The organism is Stenotrophomonas sp. ZAC14D2_NAIMI4_7 (assembly GCF_003086675.1).
Classification (GTDB): domain Bacteria; phylum Pseudomonadota; class Gammaproteobacteria; order Xanthomonadales; family Xanthomonadaceae; genus Stenotrophomonas.
Window position 1 is genome coordinate 950,966 of sequence record NZ_CP025995.1, and the last position, 25,034, is coordinate 975,999.

Annotated in this window: 28 protein-coding genes and 1 tRNA gene; all 29 read left to right on the top strand. The window is 62.6% G+C overall.

Annotated elements, in window-relative coordinates:
* Positions 1-88 precede the first annotated feature (88 nt).
* The 29 genes from C1922_RS04235 (at position 89) to rpsH (ending at position 25,028) form a co-directional block, all read left to right on the top strand.
* Positions 89-164, top strand: a tRNA-Trp gene (locus C1922_RS04235).
* Positions 165-214: 50 nt separating this feature from the next.
* A complete protein-coding gene (gene secE, locus C1922_RS04240) occupies positions 215-628 on the top strand; it encodes a preprotein translocase subunit SecE (RefSeq protein ID WP_108748648.1) in 414 nt (137 codons plus the stop codon).
* A 10-nt stretch (positions 629-638) separates the two neighbouring features.
* Entirely contained in the window at positions 639-1,199 is a 561-nt protein-coding gene (gene nusG, locus C1922_RS04245; protein WP_108748649.1) for a transcription termination/antitermination protein NusG, read from the top strand.
* A gap of 295 nt (positions 1,200-1,494) precedes the next feature.
* Entirely contained in the window at positions 1,495-1,923 is a 429-nt protein-coding gene (gene rplK, locus C1922_RS04250; protein ID WP_004145248.1) for a 50S ribosomal protein L11, read from the top strand.
* Positions 1,924-1,927: 4 nt separating this feature from the next.
* Entirely contained in the window at positions 1,928-2,626 is a 699-nt protein-coding gene (gene rplA / locus C1922_RS04255; RefSeq protein WP_108748650.1) for a 50S ribosomal protein L1, read from the top strand.
* A gap of 386 nt (positions 2,627-3,012) precedes the next feature.
* Positions 3,013-3,549, top strand: a complete 537-nt coding sequence (rplJ, locus tag C1922_RS04265) for a 50S ribosomal protein L10 (RefSeq protein ID WP_108748651.1) — start codon at positions 3,013-3,015, stop codon at positions 3,547-3,549.
* Between the two features lie 63 nt (positions 3,550-3,612).
* Entirely contained in the window at positions 3,613-3,981 is a 369-nt protein-coding gene (rplL, locus tag C1922_RS04270; protein WP_108748652.1) for a 50S ribosomal protein L7/L12, read from the top strand.
* A 329-nt stretch (positions 3,982-4,310) separates the two neighbouring features.
* The gene (gene rpoB, locus C1922_RS04275) at positions 4,311-8,465 is read left to right on the top strand and encodes a DNA-directed RNA polymerase subunit beta (RefSeq protein ID WP_108751480.1); all 4,155 of its coding nucleotides are present in this window, start codon (positions 4,311-4,313) and stop codon (positions 8,463-8,465) included.
* 89 nt (positions 8,466-8,554) lie between these two features.
* A complete protein-coding gene (gene rpoC, locus C1922_RS04280; protein WP_108748653.1) occupies positions 8,555-12,775 on the top strand; it encodes a DNA-directed RNA polymerase subunit beta' in 4,221 nt (1,406 codons plus the stop codon).
* 305 nt (positions 12,776-13,080) lie between these two features.
* Positions 13,081-13,455 (top strand): 30S ribosomal protein S12, encoded by a 375-nt coding sequence (rpsL, locus tag C1922_RS04285; protein ID WP_004145320.1) that lies wholly within the window; start codon positions 13,081-13,083, stop codon positions 13,453-13,455.
* Positions 13,456-13,467: 12 nt separating this feature from the next.
* Positions 13,468-13,935, top strand: a complete 468-nt coding sequence (gene rpsG, locus C1922_RS04290; protein WP_108748654.1) for a 30S ribosomal protein S7 — start codon at positions 13,468-13,470, stop codon at positions 13,933-13,935.
* A gap of 138 nt (positions 13,936-14,073) precedes the next feature.
* Positions 14,074-16,215 carry an elongation factor G gene (fusA, locus tag C1922_RS04295; protein WP_108748655.1) on the top strand — a complete coding sequence of 714 codons (2,142 nt, stop codon included), beginning with the start codon at positions 14,074-14,076 and terminating at the stop codon, positions 16,213-16,215.
* 51 nt (positions 16,216-16,266) lie between these two features.
* On the top strand, positions 16,267-17,457 hold the full coding sequence (gene tuf, locus C1922_RS04300; protein WP_108748656.1) for an elongation factor Tu: 1,191 nt from the start codon (positions 16,267-16,269) through the stop codon (positions 17,455-17,457).
* Positions 17,458-17,789: 332 nt separating this feature from the next.
* Positions 17,790-18,101, top strand: a complete 312-nt coding sequence (gene rpsJ, locus C1922_RS04305; protein WP_005408208.1) for a 30S ribosomal protein S10 — start codon at positions 17,790-17,792, stop codon at positions 18,099-18,101.
* 11 nt (positions 18,102-18,112) lie between these two features.
* Positions 18,113-18,763 (top strand): 50S ribosomal protein L3, encoded by a 651-nt coding sequence (gene rplC, locus C1922_RS04310; protein ID WP_004145336.1) that lies wholly within the window; start codon positions 18,113-18,115, stop codon positions 18,761-18,763.
* Between the two features lie 12 nt (positions 18,764-18,775).
* Positions 18,776-19,381, top strand: coding sequence for a 50S ribosomal protein L4 (gene rplD, locus C1922_RS04315; protein WP_102944279.1), 606 nt, complete (start codon positions 18,776-18,778; stop codon positions 19,379-19,381).
* On the top strand, positions 19,378-19,677 hold the full coding sequence (gene rplW / locus C1922_RS04320) for a 50S ribosomal protein L23 (RefSeq protein WP_049470489.1): 300 nt from the start codon (positions 19,378-19,380) through the stop codon (positions 19,675-19,677). Before rplD ends, rplW begins: the two co-directional genes overlap by 4 nt.
* A gap of 10 nt (positions 19,678-19,687) precedes the next feature.
* Positions 19,688-20,515: a 50S ribosomal protein L2 gene (gene rplB, locus C1922_RS04325; RefSeq protein ID WP_108748657.1), complete on the top strand. Its 828-nt coding sequence runs from the start codon at positions 19,688-19,690 to the stop codon at positions 20,513-20,515.
* A gap of 6 nt (positions 20,516-20,521) precedes the next feature.
* Entirely contained in the window at positions 20,522-20,791 is a 270-nt protein-coding gene (gene rpsS / locus C1922_RS04330; RefSeq protein ID WP_005415413.1) for a 30S ribosomal protein S19, read from the top strand.
* 12 nt (positions 20,792-20,803) lie between these two features.
* Positions 20,804-21,139, top strand: coding sequence for a 50S ribosomal protein L22 (gene rplV, locus C1922_RS04335; RefSeq protein WP_080375339.1), 336 nt, complete (start codon positions 20,804-20,806; stop codon positions 21,137-21,139).
* 18 nt (positions 21,140-21,157) lie between these two features.
* The gene (rpsC, locus tag C1922_RS04340; protein ID WP_005415414.1) at positions 21,158-21,892 is read left to right on the top strand and encodes a 30S ribosomal protein S3; all 735 of its coding nucleotides are present in this window, start codon (positions 21,158-21,160) and stop codon (positions 21,890-21,892) included.
* Positions 21,893-21,897: 5 nt separating this feature from the next.
* Positions 21,898-22,311, top strand: coding sequence for a 50S ribosomal protein L16 (gene rplP / locus C1922_RS04345; protein ID WP_025879305.1), 414 nt, complete (start codon positions 21,898-21,900; stop codon positions 22,309-22,311).
* On the top strand, positions 22,311-22,496 hold the full coding sequence (gene rpmC / locus C1922_RS04350; protein ID WP_004154487.1) for a 50S ribosomal protein L29: 186 nt from the start codon (positions 22,311-22,313) through the stop codon (positions 22,494-22,496). The genes rplP and rpmC overlap by 1 nt, the downstream gene beginning before the upstream one ends.
* Before the next feature lie 11 nt (positions 22,497-22,507).
* Positions 22,508-22,777, top strand: coding sequence for a 30S ribosomal protein S17 (gene rpsQ, locus C1922_RS04355; RefSeq protein ID WP_004145355.1), 270 nt, complete (start codon positions 22,508-22,510; stop codon positions 22,775-22,777).
* 12 nt (positions 22,778-22,789) lie between these two features.
* Positions 22,790-23,158, top strand: coding sequence for a 50S ribosomal protein L14 (gene rplN, locus C1922_RS04360; protein WP_010483978.1), 369 nt, complete (start codon positions 22,790-22,792; stop codon positions 23,156-23,158).
* Between the two features lie 16 nt (positions 23,159-23,174).
* Complete coding sequence (rplX, locus tag C1922_RS04365; RefSeq protein WP_108748658.1) at positions 23,175-23,492, top strand: 50S ribosomal protein L24; 318 nt, start codon at positions 23,175-23,177, stop codon at positions 23,490-23,492.
* 11 nt (positions 23,493-23,503) lie between these two features.
* Positions 23,504-24,046, top strand: coding sequence for a 50S ribosomal protein L5 (gene rplE / locus C1922_RS04370; RefSeq protein WP_004145361.1), 543 nt, complete (start codon positions 23,504-23,506; stop codon positions 24,044-24,046).
* An 18-nt stretch (positions 24,047-24,064) separates the two neighbouring features.
* On the top strand, positions 24,065-24,370 hold the full coding sequence (gene rpsN, locus C1922_RS04375) for a 30S ribosomal protein S14 (protein ID WP_108748659.1): 306 nt from the start codon (positions 24,065-24,067) through the stop codon (positions 24,368-24,370).
* A gap of 259 nt (positions 24,371-24,629) precedes the next feature.
* Positions 24,630-25,028, top strand: coding sequence for a 30S ribosomal protein S8 (gene rpsH / locus C1922_RS04385; protein WP_005408210.1), 399 nt, complete (start codon positions 24,630-24,632; stop codon positions 25,026-25,028).
* The last annotated feature ends 6 nt before the right edge of the window (positions 25,029-25,034 follow it).

A 25,034-nucleotide genomic window follows, 5' to 3' on the forward strand; every position in this document is an offset into this window, starting at 1 on the left:
GGTTGCTTAGCACTGCCGGTTGCGCGAGTGGCGGGCCGGGAACCTCGGTCCGCCTTCGCCGTCTAAGGGAAGGCAAGTTTCAATCTGTACGCCAGTAGCTCAATTGGCAGAGCAGCGGTCTCCAAAACCGCAGGTTGGGGGTTCGAGTCCCTCCTGGCGTGCCATCTGCCACCCTATCCAGCGGCCCAGCCGTCGCTAAAGCAGATATAGCCCGATGAATAGCAAGATCGAACACTCCAAGGATACTTCCGCCACCGGTGGGGATATCGTCAAGTACGCCCTGGCCTCGCTGCTGGTGCTGGCTGGTCTGTTCGTCTGGTTCTGGTTCTCCGCTGATTCCGGTCGTGCCACCCAGTTGGGGGCGTGGACGGGTCAGCTGCGTGCGTTGGCGGTGGTGGTCGGTCTGGTTGGCGGTGTCGGCGTGTTCATGCTGACCGGCAAGGGGCGCGACACCCGCGAATTCCTCTCCGAGTCGCGCTTCGAACTGCGCAAAGTGGTCTGGCCGACGCGCCAGGAAGCCGTTCGCATGACCTGGGTCGTGATTGTCGTGGTAGTCATCCTCAGCCTGCTGCTGGGTGGCTTCGACTTCCTGATCCAGAAACTGACTCAGTGGTTCCTGAGCCGCTAAGGAGAAATGCATGAAGCGTTGGTACGTCGTTCACGCCTATTCGGGCTTCGAGAAGTCGGTTGCGCAGGCCCTGCGTGATCGCATCGCCCGTGACGGCATGGAAGAGCGCTTCGGCGACGTCCTGGTCCCGACCGAAGAAGTGGTCGAGATGCGTGCCGGCCAGAAGCGTCGTTCCGAGCGCAAGTTCTTCCCGGGTTACGTGCTGGTCCAGATCGAGACCCACGAAGAAGCCGGTATTCCGCGCATCGACAACGAAAGCTGGCACCTGGTGAAGGAAACCCCGCGCGTGATGGGCTTCATCGGCGGGACCGCCGATCGTCCGCTGCCGATCGCCGATTCCGAAGCCGAGGCCATCCTGAATCGCGTTCAGGAAGGCGTGGAAAAGCCGCGCCCGAAGGTGCTGTTCGAGCCGGGCCAGATGGTCCGCGTCACCGACGGCCCGTTCAACGATTTCAATGGCGTCGTCGAAGAAGTCAACTACGAGAAGAGCCGTCTGCGCGTCTCGGTGCTGATCTTCGGTCGTGCCACCCCGGTCGAGCTCGAGTTCGGGCAGGTCGAAAAGGCCGTCTGACTGGCTGTAGAGTCGAGCCATGCTCGACTCCTGGCCTCGGACGGTGGTGCAGTCGAGCATGGCTCGACGCTACAGAAGGAACCGGGCATTGCCCGGTTTCCTTCGTTTACGTGCTGCTTCAGGCACGTGAAGAAAAAACCTGCTATAGTGCGCGGCTCCCGCTGGGATGCCAGCGGAGCCAGGCCGCCGCAAGGTGGCCTTCGGCATGATTTCAAAACGCGATGCCGGGACGCGTGATTCCCGGTCCGATGGGGAGCCTGTTGTCGAAAGGCGCTAGCACCCGGAGAGCACTCAAATGGCAAAGAAAGTTGTCGGTTACATCAAGCTGCAGGTGAAGGCCGGTCAGGCCAACCCCTCGCCGCCGGTCGGTCCTGCGCTGGGTCAGCGCGGCCTGAACATCATGGAATTCTGCAAGGCGTTCAACGCTGCAACGCAGAAGCTCGAGCCGGGTCTGCCGGTTCCGGTGATCATCACGGCCTACTCGGACCGTACGTTCACCTTCATCACCAAGAGCACCCCGGCCACCACCCTGCTGAAGAAGGCCGCTGGCATCTCGTCGGGCTCCAAGCGCCCGAACACCGAGAAGGTCGGCAAGGTCACCCGTAAGCAGCTGGAAGAGATCGCCAAGGCGAAGGAACCGGATCTGACTGCCGCCGACCTGGACGCCGCCGTGCGTACCATCGCTGGCTCTGCCCGTTCCATGGGCCTCGTGGTGGAGGGTTAATAAGATGGCACAGACCAAGCGTGAGAAGGCCATCAAGGCCGCCGTTGTCCCGGGCAAGTCGTACGCCTTCGAGGACGCGATCAACATCCTGAAGAGCGCCACCAAGGCCAAGTTCGTCGAGTCGATCGACGTTGCCGTGCGCCTGGGCGTCGATGCGAAGAAGTCCGACCAGCAGGTCCGTGGCTCCACCGTGCTGCCGGCTGGTACCGGCAAGTCGGTCCGCGTTGCCGTGTTCGCTCCGGCCGGTGCCAAGGCTGACGAAGCCCTGGCCGCTGGCGCCGAAGCCGTCGGTATGGACGACCTGGCCGAGAAGATGCAGGCCGGCGATCTGAACTACGACGTCGTCATCGCGACCCCGGACGCCATGCGCGTCGTCGGTAAGCTGGGCACCGTGCTGGGCCCGCGCGGCCTGATGCCGAACCCGAAGGTCGGCACTGTTTCCCCGAACCCGGGTGAAGCCGTGAAGAACGCCAAGTCGGGCCAGGTCCGTTACCGCACCGACAAGGCCGGTATCATCCACTGCACCATCGGCAAGGCCGACTTCGCCGAAGACGCGCTGAAGTCGAACCTGACCGCGCTGCTGCTGGACCTGATCAAGGCCAAGCCGGCCACCTCGAAGGGCACCTACCTGCAGAAGGTTTCGGTCAGCTCGACGATGGGCCCGGGCGTCACCGTCGACCAGTCGTCGCTGACCCTGAAGTAATTGTTTCAAGCGGTCACGGTACCCTCGGGCACCGTGACCGTGACATTTGAAGGCGTCGCCGGCAGTCCATCGCTGGCGGTAGCCGTCAAAGACCGCAGGCGCGGTCGTGGCAATACCGGCGACGGGCACGGAAGCTCGATATGGCAGGGAGTCGCCGCCGGAGCAGCAATGACCGCTTAATCGATTCTTCGGAATCAACCTGCGTAGATGGTGCCCTTCTGGAGTTTTTCTGGTTCACGCACGTCTGGGATCTTCCCCGATTGCACTCCAGGTCTGGAACGGCCCACCCCCGGAGCATCATTCCGATGTTCCCGGCGTCCAGGACGGATGCCGCACAGGACCGCACACGGCAGGAGCCGTAAGCGGAGTTCAATTGGAGGAGTGCAATGGCTCTCAATCTGTCCCAGAAGCAAGAAGTAGTCGCCGAGCTGGCAGACGTCGCCGCCAAGGCCCACTCCTTGATCGCAGCTGAATACGCTGGCACCACGGTCGCTCAGATGACCGCGATGCGCAAGCAGGCTCGTGAAACCGGTGTTTTCTTGAAGGTTGTCAAGAACACCCTGGCGTCGCGCGCTGTTGAAGGCACCGAGTTCGCAGTCGCACAGGACCAGATGGTTGGTCCGCTGCTGTACGCGTTCTCGCTCGAGGAGCCCGGCGCAGCCGGTCGCCTGATCAAGGAAGCCGCCAAGGGCAACGACAAGCTGAAGGCTAAGGTCGTCGCCATCGGTGGTGAAGTGTTCCCGGCAAGCCACGTCGACGTGCTGGCATCGCTGCCGACCCGCGACCAGGCCCTGGCCATGCTGGCCCGCGTCCTGACCGAGCCGGTCACGATGTTTGCCCGCGCCATCAAGGCAATCGGCGACAAGCAGGGTGGTGGCGACGTCGCCGCCGACGCTGCTGAACCGGCCGCCGAGACCGCCTGAGTTTCGACTAATCGTGGTTCCTGACGGAACCTCAATCCAGAAAAACATCCAAAGGTAATTATCATGTCCCTTACCAACGAACAGATCGTCGACGCCATCGCCGAGAAGTCCCTGATGGAAGTGATGGAGCTGGTCAAGGCCATCGAAGAAAAGTTCGGCGTCTCCGCCGCTGCTCCGGTTGCCGTGGCTGCTGCCGCTGGCCCGGCTGCCGCTGTTGAAGAGCAGACCGAATTCACCGTCACCCTGAAGTCGGCTGGCGACAAGAAGGTCGAAGTCATCAAGGCCGTCCGCGCCATCACCGGCCTGGGCCTGAAGGAAGCGAAGGACCTGGCCGAAGCCGGTGGCGTCCTGAAGGAAGGCGCTTCGAAGGACGAAGCCGAGAAGATGAAGAAGGACCTGGAAGCTGCTGGCGCGACTGTCGAAGTCAAGTAAGCACTTCCCTTGCATCGTCATCGATTCACGGCGATGCAGCCAAGGCTGGGGGCGTAAGCCCCCGGCCTTTGGTCGTTCCTGCGGTACCGGTAGAGTCGACTGTTAGTCGACTGTTTCAAAAGCAGGAAAAAGCCCAACACGGGCTGCAGTCAAACCCCGGCCGGCCAGCGCAGCGCGCGGCAGCAGGGGCGTGGTAGCAGACGAGTTGGCAGTTGGAAGTAGCGGGAGAAGGCGTGCTGGTGCCGGCAATACCAGCGACTTCCAACTGACAATTTCAAGTTCCCTTCGGGTTGTGGACGCACGACCCGCACAACAAGGTGGAAGACCTCATGACGTCCTATTCGTTCACCGAAAAAAAGCGCATCCGCAAGGATTTCGGCAAGCAGCGCTCGATCCTGGAAGTTCCCTTCCTGCTCGCCATCCAGGTGGATTCCTACCGTGATTTCCTCCAGGAAAACGTCGATCCGGCCAAGCGCGCCGACTACGGCCTGCACGCTGCGCTGAAGTCGGTCTTCCCGATCGCCAGCTACAGCGGCAATGCGGCCCTGGAATACGTCGGCTACAAGCTGGGCGACCCGGTCTTCGACGAGCGTGAGTGCCGCCAGCGTGGCATGAGCTACGGCGCGCCGCTGCGCGTGACCGTGCGCCTGGTCATCTACGACCGTGAGTCGTCGACCAAGGCCATCAAGTACGTGAAGGAGCAGGAGGTCTATCTGGGCGAAATCCCGCTGATGACCGAAAACGGCACCTTCATCGTCAACGGCACCGAGCGCGTCATCGTCTCGCAGCTGCACCGTTCGCCGGGTGTGTTCTTCGACCACGACCGTGGCAAGACCCACAGCTCGGGCAAGCTGCTGTACAGCGCCCGCATCATTCCTTACCGCGGCTCCTGGCTGGACTTCGAGTTCGACCCGAAGGACGCGCTGTTCACCCGTATCGACCGCCGCCGCAAGCTGCCGGTGTCGATCCTGCTGCGCGCGCTTGGCTACAGCAACGAAGAGATGCTGGCCGAGTTCTTCGAGATCAACACCTTCCACATCAACCCGGATGAAGGCGTCCAGCTGGAGCTGGTGCCCGAGCGCCTGCGTGGCGAGACCCTGGGCTTTGACCTCGCCGACGGCGACAAGGTCATCGTGGAAGCCGGCAAGCGCATCACCGCGCGCCACATCAAGCAGCTGGAAGCCTCGGGCATTGCCGCCCTGGCCGTGCCGGACGACTACATCGTCGGCCGCATCCTGTCGCACGACGTGGTCGATGCTTCGACCGGTGAACTGCTGGCCCAGGCCAACGACGAAATCAGCGACGAACAGCTGCAGAACTTCCGCAAGGCCGGCGTCGATGCGGTGGGCACCCTGTGGGTGAACGACCTGGATCGTGGCCCGTACCTGTCCAACACCCTGCGCATCGATCCGACCAAGACCCAGCTGGAAGCCCTGGTCGAAATCTACCGCATGATGCGTCCGGGCGAGCCGCCGACCAAGGATGCCGCGCAGAACCTGTTCCACAACCTGTTCTTCACCTTCGAGCGCTACGACCTGTCCGCGGTCGGCCGCATGAAGTTCAACCGTCGCGTGGGCCGCAAGGAAACCACCGGCGAAGCCGTGCTGTACGACCGCAAGTACTACGGCGAGCGTAACGACGAAGAGTCCAAGCGCCTGGTTGCCGCCCACGGCGACAGCTCCGACATCCTGGACGTGATCAAGGTCCTGACCGAGATCCGCAACGGTCGCGGCGTGGTCGATGACATCGATCACCTGGGCAACCGTCGCGTGCGTTCGGTCGGTGAAATGGCCGAGAACGTGTTCCGCGTGGGCCTGGTCCGCGTCGAGCGCGCGGTCAAGGAACGCCTGTCGATGGCCGAATCCGAAGGCCTGACCCCGCAGGAACTGATCAACGCCAAGCCGGTCGCCGCAGCCATCAAGGAGTTCTTCGGCTCCTCGCAGCTGTCGCAGTTCATGGACCAGAACAACCCGCTGTCGGAAGTGACCCACAAGCGTCGCGTCTCGGCCCTGGGCCCGGGCGGTCTGACCCGTGAGCGCGCCGGCTTCGAAGTGCGCGACGTGCACCCGACCCATTACGGCCGCGTCTGCACCATCGAAACCCCGGAAGGCCCGAACATCGGCCTGATCAACTCGCTGGCCGTGTACGCCCGCACCAACCAGTACGGTTTCCTCGAGACCCCGTACCGCAAGGTCGTGGACGGCAAGGTGTACGACGAAGTCGAATTCCTGTCGGCCATCGAAGAAAACGAGTACGTCATTGCGCAGGCCAACGCGCTGACCGACGCCAACAGCGTGCTGACCGAGCAGTTCGTTCCCTGCCGCTTCCAGGGCGAATCGCTGCTGAAGCCGCCGGCAGAAGTCCACTTCATGGACGTCTCGCCGATGCAGACCGTGTCGATCGCAGCCGCGCTGGTTCCGTTCCTGGAGCACGATGACGCCAACCGTGCACTGATGGGCGCCAACATGCAGCGCCAGGCCGTGCCGACCCTGCGTGCGCAGAAGCCGCTGGTGGGTACCGGCATCGAACGCGCCGTGGCCCGTGACTCGGGTGTGACCGTGAATGCCCGTCGTGGTGGCGAGATCGTGCAGATCGACGCCGCGCGCATCGTGGTGAAGGTGGTTGAAGAAGAAATCGTCGGCGCCACCGATGCCGGCGTGGACATCTACAACCTGGTCAAGTACACCCGTTCGAACCAGAACACCTGCATCAACCAGCGTCCGCTGGTCCAGGTGGGCGACATCATCGCCCGCGGCGACGTGCTGGCCGACGGTCCGTCCACCGACATCGGCGAACTGGCCCTGGGCCAGAACATGCTGATCGCGTTCATGCCGTGGAACGGCTACAACTTCGAAGACTCCATCCTGCTCTCCGAGCGCGTGGTGGAAGAGGATCGTTACACCACGATCCACATCGAAGAGCTGACCTGCGTCGCGCGTGACACCAAGCTGGGGCCGGAAGAAATCTCCGCCGACATCCCGAACGTGTCCGAGCAGGCACTGAACCGCCTGGACGAAAGCGGCGTGGTGTACATCGGTGCCGAAGTCCGCGCCGGCGACATCATGGTCGGCAAGGTCACCCCGAAGGGCGAAAGCCAGCTGACCCCGGAAGAGAAGCTGCTGCGCGCGATCTTCGGCGAGAAGGCTTCGGACGTGAAGGACAGCTCGCTGCGCGTTCCGCCGGGCATGGACGGCACCGTCATCGACGTGCAGGTCTTCACCCGTGATGGCATCGAGAAGGACAAGCGCGCCCGTCAGATCGAAGAATCTGAAATCAAGCGCGTCAAGAAGGACTTCGACGACCAGTTCCGCATCCTGGAAGCGGCCATCTACATGCGTCTGCGTTCGCAGATCGTGGGCAAGGTGGTCAACGGTGGCGCCGGCCTGAAGAAGGGCGACGTGATCTCCGACGCCTTCCTGGACGGTCTGAAGAAGGCCGACTGGTTCGCCCTGCGCATGAAGGACGAGGACGCCTCGGAAGCGATCGAGCGCGCACAGAAGCAGATCCAGGCGCACGAGAAGGAATTCGAGCGTCGCTTCGCCGACAAGCGCGGCAAGATCACCGCCGGCGACGACCTCGCCCCGGGCGTGCTGAAGATGGTCAAGGTGTTCCTGGCCGTGAAGCGCCGCATCCAGCCGGGCGACAAGATGGCAGGCCGCCACGGTAACAAGGGTGTGGTGTCCAACGTGGTGCCGGTCGAGGACATGCCGTACATGGCCTCGGGCGAAACCGTGGACATCGTGCTGAACCCGCTGGGCGTGCCGTCGCGTATGAACATCGGGCAGATCCTGGAAGTGCACCTGGGCTGGGCAGCCAAGGGTCTGGGTCGCAAGATCCAGGCGATGATGGAAGCCCAGGCGGCCGTGGCCGACCTGCGCAAGTTCCTGGACGACATCTACAACCACGATGACACCAACGTGGCCAACCGTGTCGACCTGTCGCAGTTCAGCGACGAGGAACTGCTGCGCCTGGCCCGCAACCTGACCGACGGCGTGCCGATGGCCACCCCGGTGTTCGACGGTGCCACCGAAGCGGAAATCAAGCGCATGCTGGAACTGGCCGACCTGCCGAGCAGTGGCCAGACCCAGCTGTACGACGGCCGCACCGGTGAAGCCTTCGATCGCCACACCACCGTTGGCTACATGCACTACCTGAAGCTGAACCACCTGGTCGACGACAAGATGCACGCCCGTTCGACCGGTCCGTACTCGCTCGTCACCCAGCAGCCGCTGGGCGGCAAGGCGCAGTTCGGTGGCCAGCGCTTCGGTGAAATGGAAGTCTGGGCGCTGGAAGCCTACGGCGCGGCCTACACCCTGCAGGAAATGCTGACGGTGAAGTCCGATGACGTGCAGGGCCGCAACCAGATGTACAAGAACATCGTCGACGGTGAGCACGAGATGGTCGCGGGCATGCCGGAATCCTTCAACGTGCTCGTGAAGGAAATCCGCTCGCTGGCCATCAACATGGAACTGGAAGACAACTGATCCATGCCGGCGCGGCGGTAACCGCCGCCGCGCCGCTGGCAGTGAACTGAAAGCCCATCGACACAGCATTCCTCCTTTCGGAGAACACCATGAAAGACCTGCTCAACCTCTTCAACCAGCAGCGCCAGACGCTGGACTTCGACGCGATCAAGATCGCGCTGGCCTCGCCGGACCTGATCCGTTCGTGGTCCTTCGGCGAAGTGAAGAAGCCGGAAACCATCAACTACCGTACCTTCAAGCCGGAACGTGACGGCCTGTTCTGCGCCGCCATCTTCGGCCCGGTGAAGGACTACGAGTGCCTGTGCGGCAAGTACAAGCGCATGAAGCACCGCGGCGTGGTCTGCGAAAAGTGCGGCACCGAAGTGACCCTGGCCAAGGTGCGCCGCGAGCGCATGGGCCACATCGACCTGGCGTCGCCGGTCGCGCACATCTGGTTCCTGAAGTCGCTGCCGTCGCGCATCGGCCTGATGCTGGACATGACCCTGCGCGACATCGAGCGCGTGCTGTACTTCGAAGCCTACGTGGTGACCGAGCCGGGCCTGACCGCCCTGGAGCGCCGCCAGCTGCTGACCGAAGAACAGTACCTGCAGGCCCGCCAGGAGCACGGTGACGACTTCGACGCCGCCATGGGCGCCGAGGCCGTGTACGAACTGCTGCGCACCATCGACCTGCAGTCGGAAATGACCCGCCTGCGCGAAGAAATCGCCAGCACCGGTTCGGAAACCAAGCTGAAGCGACTGACCAAGCGCATCAAGCTGATCGAAGCCTTCCTGGAATCGGGCAACCGTCCCGAATGGATGGTCATGACCGTGCTGCCGGTGCTGCCGCCGGACCTGCGTCCGCTGGTTCCGCTGGACGGCGGCCGCTTCGCGACCTCCGACCTGAACGACCTGTACCGCCGCGTCATCAACCGTAACAACCGCCTGCGCCGCCTGCTCGAACTGAGCGCGCCGGACATCATCGTGCGCAATGAAAAGCGCATGCTGCAGGAATCGGTCGATGCGCTGCTGGACAACGGCCGTCGCGGCCGTGCCATCACCGGCACCAACAAGCGCCCGCTGAAGTCGCTGGCCGACATGATCAAGGGCAAGCAGGGTCGCTTCCGCCAGAACCTGCTGGGCAAGCGCGTGGACTACTCGGGCCGTTCGGTCATCGTGGTCGGTCCGTACCTGCGCCTGCACCAGTGCGGCCTGCCGAAGAAGATGGCGCTGGAACTGTTCAAGCCGTTCGTCTTCGCCAAGCTGCAGCGTCGTGGCCTGGCCACCACCATCAAGGCCGCCAAGAAGCTGGTCGAGCGCGAAGAAGCCGAAGTCTGGGACATCCTGGAAGAGGTCATCCGCGAACACCCGGTGATGCTGAACCGTGCGCCGACCCTGCACCGTCTGGGCATCCAGGCGTTCGAGCCGGTGCTGATCGAAGGCAAGGCCATCCAGCTGCACCCGCTGGTCTGCACCGCGTTCAACGCCGACTTCGACGGTGACCAGATGGCCGTCCACGTGCCGCTCTCGCTGGAAGCCCAGCTGGAAGCGCGTGCGCTGATGATGTCGACCAACAACATCCTGTCGCCGGCCAACGGCGAGCCGATCATCGTGCCGTCGCAGGACGTCGTGCTGGGTCTGTACTACATGACCCGCTCGCTGGAAAACAAGAAGGGCGAGGGCATGGCCTTCGCCAACATCGCCGAAGTGAAGCGTGCCTACGACAACCGCGTGGTGGAACTGCATGCGCGCGTCAAGGTCCGCATCACCGAAGTGGTGACCGACGAGGAAGGCAACAAGCAGAACAAGACCTCGATCGTGGACACCACGATCGGTCGCGCCCTGCTGGCTGAAATCCTGCCGGAAGGCCTGCCGTTCGCGCTGGCCAACACCGAGCTGACCAAGAAGAACATCAGCCGCCTGATCAACTCCAGCTACCGCCAGCTGGGTCTGAAGGACACGGTCGTGTTCGCCGACAAGCTGATGTACACCGGCTTCGCCTACGCGACCCGCGCCGGCGTCTCCATCGGCATCGACGACATGCTGATCCCCGACGAAAAGAAGGGCATCCTCACCGAGGCCGAAGCCGAAGTGCTGGAAATCCAGGAGCAGTACCAGTCGGGCCTGGTCACCGCCGGCGAGCGCTACAACAAGGTGGTCGACATCTGGTCGCGTACCAATGAACGCATCGCCAAGGCGATGATGGACACCATCGGTACCGAGAAGGTGGTCAACGCCAAGGGCGAAACCATCGACCAGAAGTCGATGAACTCGCTGTACATCATGGCCGACTCCGGTGCGCGAGGCAGCCAGGCGCAGATCCGTCAGCTGGCCGGCATGCGCGGCCTGATGGCCCGCCCGGATGGCTCGATCATCGAGACGCCCATCAAGGCGAACTTCCGCGAAGGCCTGAACGTGCAGGAGTACTTCAACTCCACCCACGGTGCCCGTAAGGGTCTGGCCGATACCGCGCTGAAGACCGCGAACTCGGGTTACCTGACCCGTCGTCTGGTCGACGTCGCGCAGGACGTGGTGATCACCGAGGTGGATTGCGGTACCACCGAAGGCCTGATCATGACCCCGATCGTGGAAGGCGGCGACGTGGTCGAGCCGCTGAAGGACCGCGTGCTGGGTCGCGTGGTTGCCGAGGACGTGTTCCTGCCGGGCAACGACGAAGATCCGATCGTGACCCGCAACACCCTGCTGGACGAAGCCTGGGTGGCCAAGCTGGAAGATGCCGGCGTGCAGACCATCAAGGTCCGCTCGACCATCTCCTGCGAATCGGCCTTCGGCGTCTGCGCCCGCTGCTACGGCCGCGATCTGGCCCGTGGCCACCTGGTCAACATCGGTGAAGCGGTCGGCGTCATCGCGGCCCAGTCCATCGGTGAGCCGGGTACTCAGCTGACCATGCGTACGTTCCACATCGGTGGTGCGGCGTCGCGAGCTGCAGCGGTCGACAACATCACCGTCAAGACCACCGGCTCGGTCAAGTTCAGCAACCTCAAGTCGGTCGAGCATGCCAACGGCTCGCTGGTCGCAGTGTCGCGCTCGGGCGAAATCTCGGTGCTCGATGCCCACGGCCGTGAGCGTGAGCGTTACAAGCTGCCGTACGGTGCCACCATCACGTCCAAGGACGGTGATGCGATCAAGGCTGGCCAGACCGTGGCCAACTGGGATCCGCATAACCACCCGATCGTGTCGGAAGTGGCCGGTTTCATCCGCTTCATCGACTTCGTCGACGGCATCACCGTCATCGAAAAGACCGATGAGCTGACCGGTCTGGCGTCGCGCGAAATCACCGATCCGAAGCGTCGTGGTGCACAGGCCAAGGACCTGCGCCCGATCGTGCGCATCGTCGACGCCAAGGGCAACGACCTGTCCATCCCGGGCACCGATCTGCCGGCGCAGTACCTGCTGCCGCCGCGTTCGATCGTCAACCTGCAGGACGGCGCCCCGGTGGGCGTGGGCGACGTGGTCGCCAAGATCCCGCAGGAAGCGTCCAAGACCCGCGACATCACCGGTGGTCTGCCGCGCGTGGCCGATCTGTTCGAAGCACGCAAGCCGAAGGATCCGGCGGTGCTGGCCGAGCGTTCGGGCATCATCAGCTTCGGCAAGGACACCAAGGGCAAGCAGCGTCTGATCATCAAGGACACCGATGGTTCGGAACACGAAGAGCTGATTCCGAAGTACCGCCAGGTGATCGTGTTCGAAGGTGAGCACGTGACCAAGGGCGAAACCATCGTGGACGGCGAACCGAGCCCGCAGGACATCCTGCGTCTGCTGGGCGTCGAACCGCTGGCCGCCTACCTGGTGAAGGAAATCCAGGACGTGTACCGCCTGCAGGGCGTGAAGATCAACGACAAGCACATCGAAGTCATCACCCGCCAGATGCTGCGCAAGGTCGAAATCACCGACCAGGGCAGCAGCAAGTTCCTGAACGGTGAACAGGTGGAGCGTCAGCGCGTGATCGAGGAGAATGCGCGTCTGGCCACCCGCAGCGAACTGCCGGCTCACTTCGATCCGGTGCTGCTGGGTATCACCAAGGCATCGCTGGCCACCGAATCGTTCATCTCGGCGGCGTCGTTCCAGGAAACCACCCGCGTGCTGACCGAAGCTGCCGTCCGCGGCACCAAGGACAACCTGCGCGGCCTGAAGGAAAACGTCATCGTCGGCCGTCTGATTCCGGCCGGTACCGGCCTGTCCTACCACAGCAGCCGCCGTCGTGGCGCTTCGGGTCTCACCGACTCGGAGATGCAGGCCCTGACCGGTACCCCGGCCGCGGCCGAAGCACCGGCTGCCGAAGTGGAAGCTGAACAGGCTTCGGAAGACTGAAACACCGGTCCGGCCGCAACGCCGGACCACCCGCACCGGTAGAGTCGACTGTCAGTCGGCTGCACCGATCGGGCCTGGGATAGGGCAGGGTGGACCGCTCGCGGTTCACCCCGCCAACCTGAACGGGGTACATGGAGGCCCCCCAGTAACGTTCCGGGATCAGGAACGGGCTTGACAGAACGCGTTTGACTGCGTTCCTGACAGGTTGCTACAATCGTCTGTCTCAGCAGGCCAGAATTTTGGCCTGCTTTAACATTTCCGCATCTCTGGCCGGATTTCCGGCCACCAATCAGAAGAACCTACTGATGGCGACGATCAACCAGCTGGTCCGCAAGCCGCGGCAAGCTACTACGTACAAGAGTGCCTCGCCGGCGCTCGACAAGTGCCCGCAGCGCCGTGGCGTCTGCACGCGCGTCTACACCACCACCCCGAAGAAGCCGAACTCGGCTCTGCGCAAGGTTGCGAAGGTCCGCCTGACCAACCAGGAAGAAGTCATTTCCTACATCGGCGGTGAAGGCCACAACCTGCAGGAGCACTCCGTGGTCCTGATCCGTGGCGGTCGCGTCAAGGATCTGCCGGGTGTGCGTTACCACACCGTTCGTGGCTCGCTCGACGCCGCCGGCGTTGCCAAGCGTCGCCAGGCCCGTTCCAAGTACGGCGCCAAGCGTCCGAAGGCCTAAGGGGAGAGCACTATGTCGCGTAAGGGTAATACTCCGCAGCGTTCCGTCCTGCCGGATCCGAAGCACGGAAGCGAAACCATCGCCCGTTTCATCAACATGGTCATGCAGAGCGGCAAGAAGTCCGTCGCTGAAAAGATCGTGTACGGTGCCATGGACGTCATCTCCGAGAAGAACGCCAACTCGATCGAGCTGGTGCAGAAGGCTCTGGACAACGTCGCCCCGGCGGTCGAAGTGAAGTCGCGTCGCGTCGGCGGCGCTACCTACCAGGTGCCGGTCGAAGTGCGCGCCTCGCGCAAGATGGCCCTGGCCATGCGTTGGCTGATCGACTCCGCGCGCAAGCGTGGTGAGAACACCATGCCGAAGAAGCTGGCTGCTGAACTGATCGACGCCGCGGAAAACCGTGGTGGCGCCATCAAGAAGCGCGAAGAAACCCACCGCATGGCCGAAGCCAACAAGGCATTCGCCCACTACCGCTGGTGAGTTTGACGGCCTTGTAAAACAGGCAGGGCAGCACCATCACGGTGCTGCCTCGCGGCCCCAGAAGGGCTGCGCCAATCCGAAGGCCGCCGCAAGGCGGCGTTCGGCCATCCGAAATCCAAGAAATCTGAGAGGCTCCCCGTGGCCCGTTCCACTCCCATCGAGCGTTACCGTAACTTCGGCATCATGGCCCACATCGATGCCGGCAAGACCACCACGTCCGAGCGCATCCTGTTCTACACCGGCAAGAGCCACAAGATCGGTGAAGTGCATGACGGCGCCGCCACCATGGACTGGATGGAGCAGGAACAGGAACGTGGCATCACGATCCAGTCCGCTGCCACCACCGCGTTCTGGAAGGGCATGGACAAGTCCCTGCCGGAGCACCGCTTCAACATCATCGACACCCCCGGGCACGTCGACTTCACCATCGAAGTGGAGCGCTCGCTGCGCGTGCTCGACGGTGCGGTGTTCGTGCTGTGTGCCGTCGGTGGCGTGCAGCCGCAGTCGGAAACCGTGTGGCGCCAGGCCAACCGCTACAAGGTGCCGCGCATTGCGTTCGTCAACAAGATGGACCGCACCGGCGCCAACTTCTACAAGGTCCGTGACCAGCTGAAGGCCAAGCTCGGCGCCGTCGCCGTGCCGATGCAGCTGCCGATCGGCGCTGAAGAAGGCTTCAAGGGCGTTGTCGACCTGCTGAAGATGAAGGCCATCCACTGGGATGAAGCTTCGCAGGGCATGAAGTTCGAGTACGGCGAGATCCCGGCCGAGCTGCAGGAAAAGGCTGAAGAAGCCCGTACCTTCATGATCGAGACCGCGGCTGAAGCCAGCGAAGAGCTGATGGAAAAGTACCTGGGCGGCGAAGAGCTGGCCGAGTCGGAAATCATCAACGCGCTGCGTACCCGCACCCTGGCCACCGAAATCGTCCCGATGTACTGCGGTTCGGCGTTCAAGAACAAGGGCGTGCAGGCCATGCTGGACGGCGTGATCCAGCTGCTGCCGTCGCCGGTTGACGTGCCGGACGTGACCGGTACCGACGTGGACGACGAAAACGTCGCCATGACCCGCAAGTCCGACGACAAGGCTCCGTTCTCGTCGCTGGCCTTCAAGATCATCACCGACCCGTTCGTCGGCGCGCTGACCTTCTTCCGTGTCTACTCGGGCACCCTGAATGGCGGCGACACCGTGCTGAACTCGGTGAAGGGCAAGAAGGAGCGCATCGGCCGCATCCTGCAGATGCACTCGAACAACCGCGAAGAAATCAAGGAAGTTCTGGCCGGTGACATCGCCGCTGCCGTGGGCCTGAAGGACACCACCACCGGTGACACCCTGTGCTCGATCGACCAGCCGATCATCCTGGAGCGCATGACGTTCCCGGAGCCGGTGATCTCGATGGCCGTCGAACCGAAGACCAAGTCGGACCAGGAAAAGATGGGTCTGGCCCTGGGCCGTCTGGCACAGGAAGATCCGTCGTTCCGCGTCAAGACCGACGAAGAATCCGGCCAGACCATCATCTCGGGCATGGGCGAGCTGCACCTGGACATCATCGTCGACCGCCTGAAGCGCGAGTTCAACGTTGAAGCCAACGTCGGCGCGCCGCAGGTGGCCTACCGCGAAACCATCACCCTGGCTGACGTGAAGTCGGACTACAAGCACGCCAAGCAGTCCGGTGGTAAGGGTCAGTACGGTCACGTCGTGATCGAACTGTCGCCGATCACCGCTGAAGACCGTGCCGACGCCAAGATCGCTCCGCTGATCAAGGACGACTTCCTGTTCATCAACGACATCACCGGTGGTGTGATTCCGAAGGAATTCATCCCGTCGATCGAAAAGGGCCTGCGCGAAACCATCACCAGCGGTCCGCTGGCTGGCTTCCCGGTCGTGGACGTCAAGGTGAAGCTGGTGTTCGGCTCGTACCACGACGTCGACTCTTCGGAAATGGCGTTCAAGCTGGCCTCGTCGATGGCCTTCAAGCAGGGCTTCTCCAAGGCCAAGCCGGTTCTGCTGGAGCCGATCATGAAGGTCGAGATCGTGACCCCGGAAGACTACCAGGGTGACGTGATGGGCGACGTCAGCCGTCGTCGCGGCGTGCTGCAGGGTTCCGACACCACTGGTGACGGCTCCGCTTCGATCATCAACGCGATGATCCCGCTGGGTGAAATGTTCGGCTACGCCACTGCGCTGCGTTCGCAGACCCAGGGCCGCGCCACCTTCACCATGGAATTCGACCATTACGAGCCGGCGCCGAACAACATCGCCGAAGCCGTCATGAAGAAGGGCTGAGCCTCGCTCAGCCTCTCCTGAAAACCACTTTCAAAATCAAGGTAAACAACAATGGCAAAGGGTAAGTTCGAGCGCACCAAGCCGCACGTCAACGTCGGCACCATCGGTCACGTCGACCATGGCAAGACCACGCTGACCGCTGCACTGACCAAGATCGGTGCCGAGCGCTTCGGTGGCGAATTCAAGGATTACTCGGCAATCGACGCCGCTCCGGAAGAGAAGGCTCGTGGTATCACGATCTCGACCGCGCACGTCGAATACGAATCCACCACCCGTCACTACGCCCACGTCGATTGCCCGGGCCACGCTGACTACGTCAAGAACATGATCACCGGTGCCGCCCAGATGGACGGCGCGATCCTGGTGTGCTCGGCCGCTGACGGCCCGATGCCGCAGACCCGCGAGCACATCCTGCTGTCGCGTCAGGTCGGCGTGCCGTACATCGTCGTGTTCCTGAACAAGGCCGACATGGTTGACGATGCCGAGCTGCTGGAACTGGTCGAAATGGAAGTCCGCGAACTGCTGAGCAAGTACGAGTTCCCGGGCGACGACACCCCGATCATCTCGGGTTCGGCTCGTTTGGCGCTGGAAGGCGACCAGAGCGACATCGGCGTGCCGGCGATCATCAAGCTGGTCGAAGCGCTGGACACCTGGATTCCGGAGCCGGAGCGTGCAGTCGACAAGCCGTTCCTGATGCCGGTGGAAGACGTGTTCTCGATCTCGGGCCGCGGTACCGTGGTGACCGGTCGTATCGAGCGTGGCGTGATCAAGGTCGGCGAAGAAATCGAAATCGTCGGTATCCGTCCGGTGCAGAAGACCACCGTGACCGGCGTCGAAATGTTCCGCAAGCTGCTGGACCAGGGCCAGGCAGGCGACAACGCCGGTCTGCTGCTGCGCGGCACCAAGCGTGACGACGTCGAGCGCGGCCAGGTTCTGGCCAAGCCGGGCACCATCAAGCCGCACACCACCTTCGAAGGCGAAGTGTACGTGCTGTCGAAGGACGAAGGCGGCCGTCACACCCCGTTCTTCAACGGCTACCGCCCGCAGTTCTACTTCCGTACCACCGACATCACCGGTAAGGCCAACCTGCCGGAAGGCGTCGAGATGGTGATGCCGGGCGACAACGTGAAGATGGTTGTCGAGCTGATCAACCCGGTGGCAATGGACGAAGGCCTGCGCTTCGCCATCCGCGAAGGCGGCCGTACCGTCGGCGCCGGCGTGGTCTCGAAGATCATCGCGTAATCTGGTAGTATCTGCGCCCCGATGTTGCCTGGGTAGGGCATCGGGGCGTATCAAATGGGAAAGCAGGCACAGGATGTGCCTTGTGTTCCCCGGACCAGGAACGGTCAATGCCATTCAGGCGGCGTCAACAGGCAACTGTTGACAGCTGCCTTGCGTGCCATTATGCTTCCACGTCTGGGCAGACCGGGAAACTGGCCTGCCTACGTTTTTGGGGTCTATGGATTGACCTTGTCGGCCTGCAGGAGTGCGGGCCGTCTGTATTCAGGGATTTCACGGGGCAAAGCAACCCAGAGGCTTTGTCTGTCGCTCTTTTAACGAAGGAACCTACCGCCATGGCGGACCAAAAGATCCGGATCCGGCTGAAAGCGTTCGATCATCGTCTGATCGACCGTTCGGCCAGCGAGATCGTTGAAACGGCCAAGCGGACCGGCGCGCAAGTGCGTGGCCCGATCCCGCTGCCGACCAAGATCGAGCGTTACACCGTCCTCGTTTCCCCGCACGTCGACAAGGACGCGCGTGACCAGTACGAGACCCGCACGCACAAGCGCGTGCTCGATATCGTTGACCCGAATGACAAGACCGTGGACGCGCTGATGAAGCTCGAACTGGCTGCCGGCGTCGACGTTCAGATCAAGCTGACCTGAGGACTACGACCATGACGAAGAAGTATTCGTTGGGCTTCGTGGGCCGCAAGGCTGGCATGAGCCGCGTGTTCACTGAAGATGGCCGCTCCATCCCGGTGACCCTGATCGAAGCAACCCCCAACCGCATCGCGCAGATCAAGACCGTCGAAACCGACGGCTACAGCGCCGTGCAGGTGACCGTCGGCGCGCGTCGCGCTGCCCTGGTCAACAAGCCGGAAGCCGGCCACTTCGCCAAGGCGAAGGTGGAAGCGGGTCGTGGCCTGTGGGAATTCCGCGTTGAAGACGCGCAGCTCGGCGATTTCGCCGTTGGCGGCGAAGTCAAGGCGGACATCTTCGAAGTCGGCCAGATCGTCGACGTCCAGGGTGTCACCAAGGGTAAGGGTTTCCAGGGCACCATCAAGCGCCACAACTTCCGTATGGGCGATGCAACCCACGGTAACTCGCTGTCGCATCGCGCGCCGGGTTCGCTGGGTCAGCGCCAGACCCCGGGTCGCGTTTTCCCGGGCAAGAAGATGTCGGGCCACATGGGCGCGGTGCAGCAGAGCACCCAGAACCTGGAAGTGGTCAAGGTCGACGTCGAGCGCGGTCTGATCGCAGTTCGCGGCGCCGTTCCGGGCGCGGCGGGTGGCGACGTGATCGTCCGTCCGGCGAGCAAGGCATAAGGAGAGATGACGATGGAACTCGTTATCACGGGTAGCAACAACAAGGTCTCGGTCTCCGACGCCGTGTTCGGTCGCGATTTCAGCGAAGATCTGGTCCACCAGGTCGTCGTTGCTTACCGCAACGCCGGTCGCGCCGGCACCAAGGCACAGAAGACTCGCTCCGAAGTGGCTGGTACCACCAAGAAGTCGAAGAAGCAGAAGGGCGGCGGCGCGCGTCATGGCGCACTGACGGCTCCGATCTTCGTCGGCGGCGGTGTCACCTTCGCGGCCAAGCCGCGCAGCTTCGAGCAGAAGGTCAATCGTAAGCAGTACCGTGCCGCCATGTGCGCGATCCTGTCCGAGCTGAACCGTCAGGGCCGTCTGACCATCGTGGAGTCCTTCGACGTCGAAGCGACCAGCACGAAGGGTCTGATCGCCAAGCTGGCCGGCCTGGAAGTGGGCAAGCGCCCGCTGATCGTCACCGAGGAAGCCTCCGAGCACCTGTACCTGTCGGCCCGCAACGTTCCCTACGTGGAAGTGCGTGACGTGCAGGGTCTGGACCCGGTGTCCCTGGTTGGTGCCGACACGGTCGTCATCACCGCTGACGCGGTCAAGAAGGTCGAGGAGTGGCTGGCATGAACAGCAACGAAAAAATCTTCAGCGTGCTGCGTGCCCCGCGTGTCTCCGAAAAGACCGCGCGCCTGCAGGAACTCTCCAACCAGTATGTCTTCGAAATTTCGAACGAAGCCACCAAGGCCGATGTAAAGGCCGCGGTTGAGCAGCTGTTCGACGTCAAGGTCGAAGCCGTCAACGTGGTCAACGTCAAGGGCAAGAACAAGTCCTTCCGTAACCGTGCTGGCCGCCGCGGCGATTGGCGCAAGGCGTACGTTCGCCTGGCCGACGGCCAGTCGATCGATGTAACGGCCAAGGCCTGAGGTACATCCCATGCCATTGATGAAATTCAAGCCCACTTCTCCCGGCCGCCGTTCGGCCGTGCGCGTGGTTACTCCCGACCTGCACAAGGGTGCTCCGCACGCCGCACTGGTCGAGTCGCAGAGCCGCTCGGGTGGTCGTAACCACCACGGCCGCATCACCGTGCGTCACGTCGGTGGTGGCCACAAGCAGCACTACCGCATCATCGACTTCAAGCGCAACAAGCTGGGCATCCCGGCGCGCGTGGAACGCATCGAATACGATCCGAACCGCACCGCCCACATCGCCCTGCTGTGCTACGTCGACGGTGAGCGCCGCTACATCATCGCCCCGAAGGGCCTGAAGGCTGGTGATCAGGTGATCGCTGGTTCGGACGCCCCGATCAAGGCTGGCAACACCCTGCCGCTGCGCAACATCCCGGTCGGTACCACCATCCACTGCATCGAACTGAAGCCTGGCAAGGGCGCTCAGATCGCCCGCGCCGCTGGTGCGGCCGTGCAGCTGGTTGCCCGCGAAGGCATCTACGCCACCCTGCGCCTGCGCTCGGGTGAAATGCGTAAGGTTCCGGTCGAGTGCTGCGCCACCATCGGTGAAGTCGGCAACGACGAGCACAGCCTGGAAAAGCTGGGCAAGGCCGGTGCCAAGCGCTGGCGCGGCGTCCGCCCGACCGTTCGTGGTGCTGCCATGAACCCGGTTGACCACCCGCACGGTGGTGGTGAGGCGAAGGCCGGCCAGGGTAACCCGCACCCGGTCACCCCGTGGGGTGTCCCGACCAAGGGTTACAAGACGCGCCATAACAAGCGCACTCAGCAGTTCATCGTCCGCGATCGTAGGGGCTAATCGACCATGGCACGTTCACTCAAGAAGGGCCCGTTCGTCGATCACCACCTCGTCAAGAAGGTGGAGGCCGCTGCGGGCAGCAAGAAGCCGATCAAGACCTGGTCGCGCCGTTCGATGATCCTGCCTGACATGGTAGGCATCACCATTGCCGTGCATAACGGCAAGAACCACATCCCGGTTCTCGTCAACGAGAACATGGTCGGCCACAAGCTCGGCGAATTTGCCATCACCCGGACCTTCAAGGGTCACGGTGGTGACAAGAAGTCGGGCAAGTAAGGAGAGATGACAATGGAAGCGAAAGCCATCCTGCGCACTGCGCGCATCTCCCCGCAGAAGGCTCGTCTGGTCGCTGACCAGGTGCGCGGTCTGCCGGCCGAGCGTGCGGTCAACCTGCTGAAGTTCTCGGACAAGAAGGCTGCCCACCTGATCAAGAAGGTGGTGGAGTCGGCTATTGCAAACGCCGAGAACAACCAGGGCGCCGACGTCGACGAGCTGAAGGTTCAGACCATCATGGTTGATGAAGGTCCGACCCTGAAGCGTTTCATGGCGCGGGCGAAAGGCCGCGGTACCCGCATCCTCAAGCGCACCAGCCACATCACTGTGGTTGTGGGCGCCGGCAAGTAAGCGGATAAGGAAAAGACCATGGGTCATAAAGTTCATCCGATTGGTATCCGCCTGGGTATTTCCAAGGACTGGAACTCCAAGTGGTACGCCAACAAGGCCGAGTTCGCTGGTTACCTGGCAGCCGACCTGAAAGTGCGCGACATGCTGCGCAAGAAGCTGGCTCAGGCCGGCATCAGCAAGATCCTGATCGAGCGTCCGGCCAAGACCGCTCGCGTGACGATCCACACCGCCCGTCCGGGCGTGGTGATCGGCAAGCGCGGTGAGGACATCGAGAAGCTGCGCAAGGAAGTGAGCGAGATGATGGGCGTCCCGGCGCACATCAACGTCACCGAAGTGCGCAAGCCGGAACTGGACGCGCAGCTCGTTGCCGAGTCGATCGCCCAGCAGCTGGAGCGTCGCATCATGTTCCGCCGCGCAATGAAGCGCTCGGTCGGCAACGCGATGCGCCTGGGTGCCCTGGGCATCAAGGTCAACGTCGGTGGCCGCCTCAACGGTGCAGAAATCGCCCGTTCGGAGTGGTACCGCGAAGGCCGCGTGCCGCTGCACACCCTGCGTGCCGACATCGACTATGGCTTCGCTGAAGCCAAGACGACCTACGGCATCATCGGCATCAAGGTCTGGATCTACAAGGGCGAAGTCTTCGATTTCTCCCAGGTTGGCCAGGAAAAGCAGGACGACACCCCGTCGCGCAACGATCGTCATGATCGCGGCGACCGCGGTGACCGTCAGCGCCCGGCTCGTGAAGCGAGGTAACGACAATGTTGCAACCCAAGCGAACCAAGTACCGCAAGGTACACAAGGGCCGTAACGAAGGCCTGAGCTGGAGCGCCAACGCTGTCAGCTTCGGCGAGTACGGTCTGAAAGCAACCGCCCACGGTCAGCTGACCGCGCGCCAGATCGAAGCGGCCCGCCGCTCGATCAGCCGCTACGTCAAGCGCGGCGGCAAGATGTGGATCCGTGTGTTCCCCGACAAGCCCATCACCAAGAAGCCCATCGAAGTTCGAATGGGTTCGGGTAAGGGTAACGTGGAATACTGGGTGGCCCAGATCCAGCCCGGCCGCATGATCTATGAAATCGAGGGTGTTACCGAAGAAGTGGCACGCGAGGCATTCCGCCTGGCCGCCGCCAAGCTCTCGGTCACCACCACTTTCGTGACCCGGACGGTGCGCTGATGGATATCAAAACTCTCCGTGAAAAGTCGGCTGACGAACTCAAGGCCCACCTGATCGACCTGCGTAAGGAACAGTTCTCTGTCCGTATGCAGCAGGTCACCGGCCAGCTGCCGAAGACCCACGACATCCGCCGGGTCCGTCGCGAGATTGCTCGCGTCAAGACCCTGCTCGGCAGCACGAAGTAAGGATGGCCGCTATGAGCGACAATACTGAAAACAAGGCGCTGCGCACGGTCGAAGGCCGTGTCGTCAGCAACAAGATGGACAAGACGGTTACCGTCCTGGTTGAGCGTCAGGTCAAGCACGCGCTGTACGGCAAGTACATCAAGCGCTCGACGAAGCTGCACGCCCACGATGCCGACAACGCCTGCAAGGAAGGCGATGTCGTCCGCGTGACCGAGATTGCTCCGATGTCCAAGACCAAGAACTGGCGCGTGGTGGAAGTCATCACGCGTGCGGCTGAATAAGGAGTCTGAATCATGATCCAGATGCAGAGCTACCTTGACGTCGCGGACAATTCGGGTGCCAAGCAGGTGATGTGCTTCAAGGTGCTGGGTGGTTCCAAGCGCCGTTACGCCGGTATCGGCGACATCATCAAGGTCACCGTGAAGGATGCGATTCCGCGCGGCAAGGTCAAGAAGGGTGAAGTGTATGACGCCGTCGTGGTGCGTACCCGCAAGGGTGTGCGTCGCGCCGACGGCTCGCTGATCCGCTTCGACGGCAACGCTGCCGTTCTGCTGAACAACAAGCAGGAGCCGATCGGTACCCGTATCTTCGGGCCGGTGACCCGTGAACTTCGTTCGGAGAAGTTCATGAAGATCGTCTCGCTCGCTCCCGAAGTGCTGTGAGCGACAGGAGATAATCATGGCTAACCGTATCAAGAAGGGCGACCAGGTTGTCGTCAATGCCGGCAAGGACAAGGGCGAGCGTGGCGAAGTGCTTCGCGTCGACGGCGACCGCGTGGTCGTTGCCAACGTGAACATCGTCAAGCGCCACACCAAGCCGAATCCGCAGGCAGGCGTTGCCGGCGGCGTGGTCGAGCGTGAAGCGTCGATCCATATCTCCAACGTGAATGTGCTGAACCCGGCTTCGGGCAAGGGCGAACGCGTTGGCTTCAAGGTGCTGGAGGATGGACGCAAACTGCGTGTGTTCCGCTCCAGCGGTGAGGCGCTCGACGCCTGAGGAATGTGAAGATGACTTCCCGTCTCGAAAAGTTTTACAAGGAAGAAGTGGTGCCGGCGCTGATGAAGCAGTTCGGCTACACCAATCCGATGGAAGTGCCGAAGCTGGTCAAGGTCACCCTGAACATGGGTGTCGGCGAAGCGGCCACCAACAAGAAGATCCTGGAAAACGCCGTCGGCGACATGACCAAGATTTCCGGCCAGAAGCCGGTTGTCACCAAGTCGCGTATCTCGGTTGCGTCGTTCAAGATCCGTGATGGTTGGCCGATTGGCTGCAAGACCACGCTGCGTCGCCACAAGATGTACGAGTTCCTGGATCGCCTGATCAACATCTCGCTGCCGCGCGTGCGCGACTTCCGAGGTGTTTCCGGTCGTTCCTTCGACGGTCGCGGCAACTTCAACATGGGTGTGAAGGAACAGATCATCTTCCCGGAAATCGACTTCGACGCTGTCGACGCGATCCGCGGCATGGATATCGCCATCACCACCACTGCGAAGACCGACGCGGAAGCGAAGGCGCTGCTGGCAGCGTTCAAGTTCCCGTTCCGTAACTGATTCGTCGAGGATACCGAAATGGCAAAGACCTCCATGGTCAACCGCGACATCAAGCGGGAAAAGCTGGCCAAGAAGTACGCCGACAAGCGTGCCGCTCTGAAGAAGATCGTCTCCTCGCTGGAGTCGAGCTACGAAGAGAAGATCGAAGCCGCAACCAAGCTGGCCAAGCTGCCGCGCGATTCGTCGCCGAGCCGCCAGCGCAACCGTTGCGAGCTGTCGGGCCGTCCGCGTGGCGTCTACAGCAAGTTCGGCCTGGGCCGCAACAAGCTGCGTGAAGCCACCATGCGCGGCGACGTGCCGGGCCTGCGCAAGGCCAGCTGGTAATCCCAGCCGGTCCTGCGACCAGGAACCCCTCCGGGGGTTCCTGAACAGGTCAGGGCAGGCATTCAGGCTTGCCCAAGCAAAAAAACCCGAAGAGCCCGGCGCAAGTCGGGCTCTTTTGGCGTATACTCCCGCGTCTTGCCCTGCGCGAGCGGGGTTGTAGGGGTAGGCCATTGGCCTGCCGCAAGAAGGGACCTGGCCCGTTTCCAGGAGACAACAGATTTTCGCGAAAGCGGATATCGGTGCACTCAAAGGTACTCATATGAGCATGACTGATCCCATCGCCGACCTGCTGGTCCGCATCAAGAATGCGGCCGCGGTTGGCAAGCAGACGGTGAAAGCCCCGTCGTCCAAGATCAAGGTTGCGATCGCCCAGGTCCTGAAGGACGAGGGTTACATCACCGACCTGCGCGTGACCCAGCTGGAAAACAACAAGTCCGAGCTGGAAATCGTGCTGAAGTATTTCGAAGGCAAGCCGGTCATCGCGACCCTGAAGCGCTTCTCGCGTTCGGGCCTGCGCCAGTACCGCGGCAAGAGCGAACTGCCGAAGGTCATGAACGGCCTGGGTATCTCCATCATTTCCACCTCCAAGGGCATCATGACTGATGCGCAGGCGCGCCAGCTGGGCGTCGGCGGCGAAGTCCTGTGCTTCGTGGCCTAAGGCGAG

Coding starts and splice junctions, on each gene's coding strand:
- secE (WP_108748648.1), top strand. CDS start 215: ATGAATAGCAAGATCGAACACTCCAAGGATACTTCCGCCACCGGTGGG.
- nusG (WP_108748649.1), top strand. CDS start 639: ATGAAGCGTTGGTACGTCGTTCACGCCTATTCGGGCTTCGAGAAGTCG.
- rplK (WP_004145248.1), top strand. CDS start 1,495: ATGGCAAAGAAAGTTGTCGGTTACATCAAGCTGCAGGTGAAGGCCGGT.
- rplA (WP_108748650.1), top strand. CDS start 1,928: ATGGCACAGACCAAGCGTGAGAAGGCCATCAAGGCCGCCGTTGTCCCG.
- rplJ (WP_108748651.1), top strand. CDS start 3,013: ATGGCTCTCAATCTGTCCCAGAAGCAAGAAGTAGTCGCCGAGCTGGCA.
- rplL (WP_108748652.1), top strand. CDS start 3,613: ATGTCCCTTACCAACGAACAGATCGTCGACGCCATCGCCGAGAAGTCC.
- rpoB (WP_108751480.1), top strand. CDS start 4,311: ATGACGTCCTATTCGTTCACCGAAAAAAAGCGCATCCGCAAGGATTTC.
- rpoC (WP_108748653.1), top strand. CDS start 8,555: ATGAAAGACCTGCTCAACCTCTTCAACCAGCAGCGCCAGACGCTGGAC.
- rpsL (WP_004145320.1), top strand. CDS start 13,081: ATGGCGACGATCAACCAGCTGGTCCGCAAGCCGCGGCAAGCTACTACG.
- rpsG (WP_108748654.1), top strand. CDS start 13,468: ATGTCGCGTAAGGGTAATACTCCGCAGCGTTCCGTCCTGCCGGATCCG.
- tuf (WP_108748656.1), top strand. CDS start 16,267: ATGGCAAAGGGTAAGTTCGAGCGCACCAAGCCGCACGTCAACGTCGGC.
- rpsJ (WP_005408208.1), top strand. CDS start 17,790: ATGGCGGACCAAAAGATCCGGATCCGGCTGAAAGCGTTCGATCATCGT.
- rplC (WP_004145336.1), top strand. CDS start 18,113: ATGACGAAGAAGTATTCGTTGGGCTTCGTGGGCCGCAAGGCTGGCATG.
- rplD (WP_102944279.1), top strand. CDS start 18,776: ATGGAACTCGTTATCACGGGTAGCAACAACAAGGTCTCGGTCTCCGAC.
- rplW (WP_049470489.1), top strand. CDS start 19,378: ATGAACAGCAACGAAAAAATCTTCAGCGTGCTGCGTGCCCCGCGTGTC.
- rplB (WP_108748657.1), top strand. CDS start 19,688: ATGCCATTGATGAAATTCAAGCCCACTTCTCCCGGCCGCCGTTCGGCC.
- rpsS (WP_005415413.1), top strand. CDS start 20,522: ATGGCACGTTCACTCAAGAAGGGCCCGTTCGTCGATCACCACCTCGTC.
- rplV (WP_080375339.1), top strand. CDS start 20,804: ATGGAAGCGAAAGCCATCCTGCGCACTGCGCGCATCTCCCCGCAGAAG.
- rpsC (WP_005415414.1), top strand. CDS start 21,158: ATGGGTCATAAAGTTCATCCGATTGGTATCCGCCTGGGTATTTCCAAG.
- rplP (WP_025879305.1), top strand. CDS start 21,898: ATGTTGCAACCCAAGCGAACCAAGTACCGCAAGGTACACAAGGGCCGT.
- rpmC (WP_004154487.1), top strand. CDS start 22,311: ATGGATATCAAAACTCTCCGTGAAAAGTCGGCTGACGAACTCAAGGCC.
- rpsQ (WP_004145355.1), top strand. CDS start 22,508: ATGAGCGACAATACTGAAAACAAGGCGCTGCGCACGGTCGAAGGCCGT.
- rplN (WP_010483978.1), top strand. CDS start 22,790: ATGATCCAGATGCAGAGCTACCTTGACGTCGCGGACAATTCGGGTGCC.
- rplX (WP_108748658.1), top strand. CDS start 23,175: ATGGCTAACCGTATCAAGAAGGGCGACCAGGTTGTCGTCAATGCCGGC.
- rplE (WP_004145361.1), top strand. CDS start 23,504: ATGACTTCCCGTCTCGAAAAGTTTTACAAGGAAGAAGTGGTGCCGGCG.
- rpsN (WP_108748659.1), top strand. CDS start 24,065: ATGGCAAAGACCTCCATGGTCAACCGCGACATCAAGCGGGAAAAGCTG.
- rpsH (WP_005408210.1), top strand. CDS start 24,630: ATGAGCATGACTGATCCCATCGCCGACCTGCTGGTCCGCATCAAGAAT.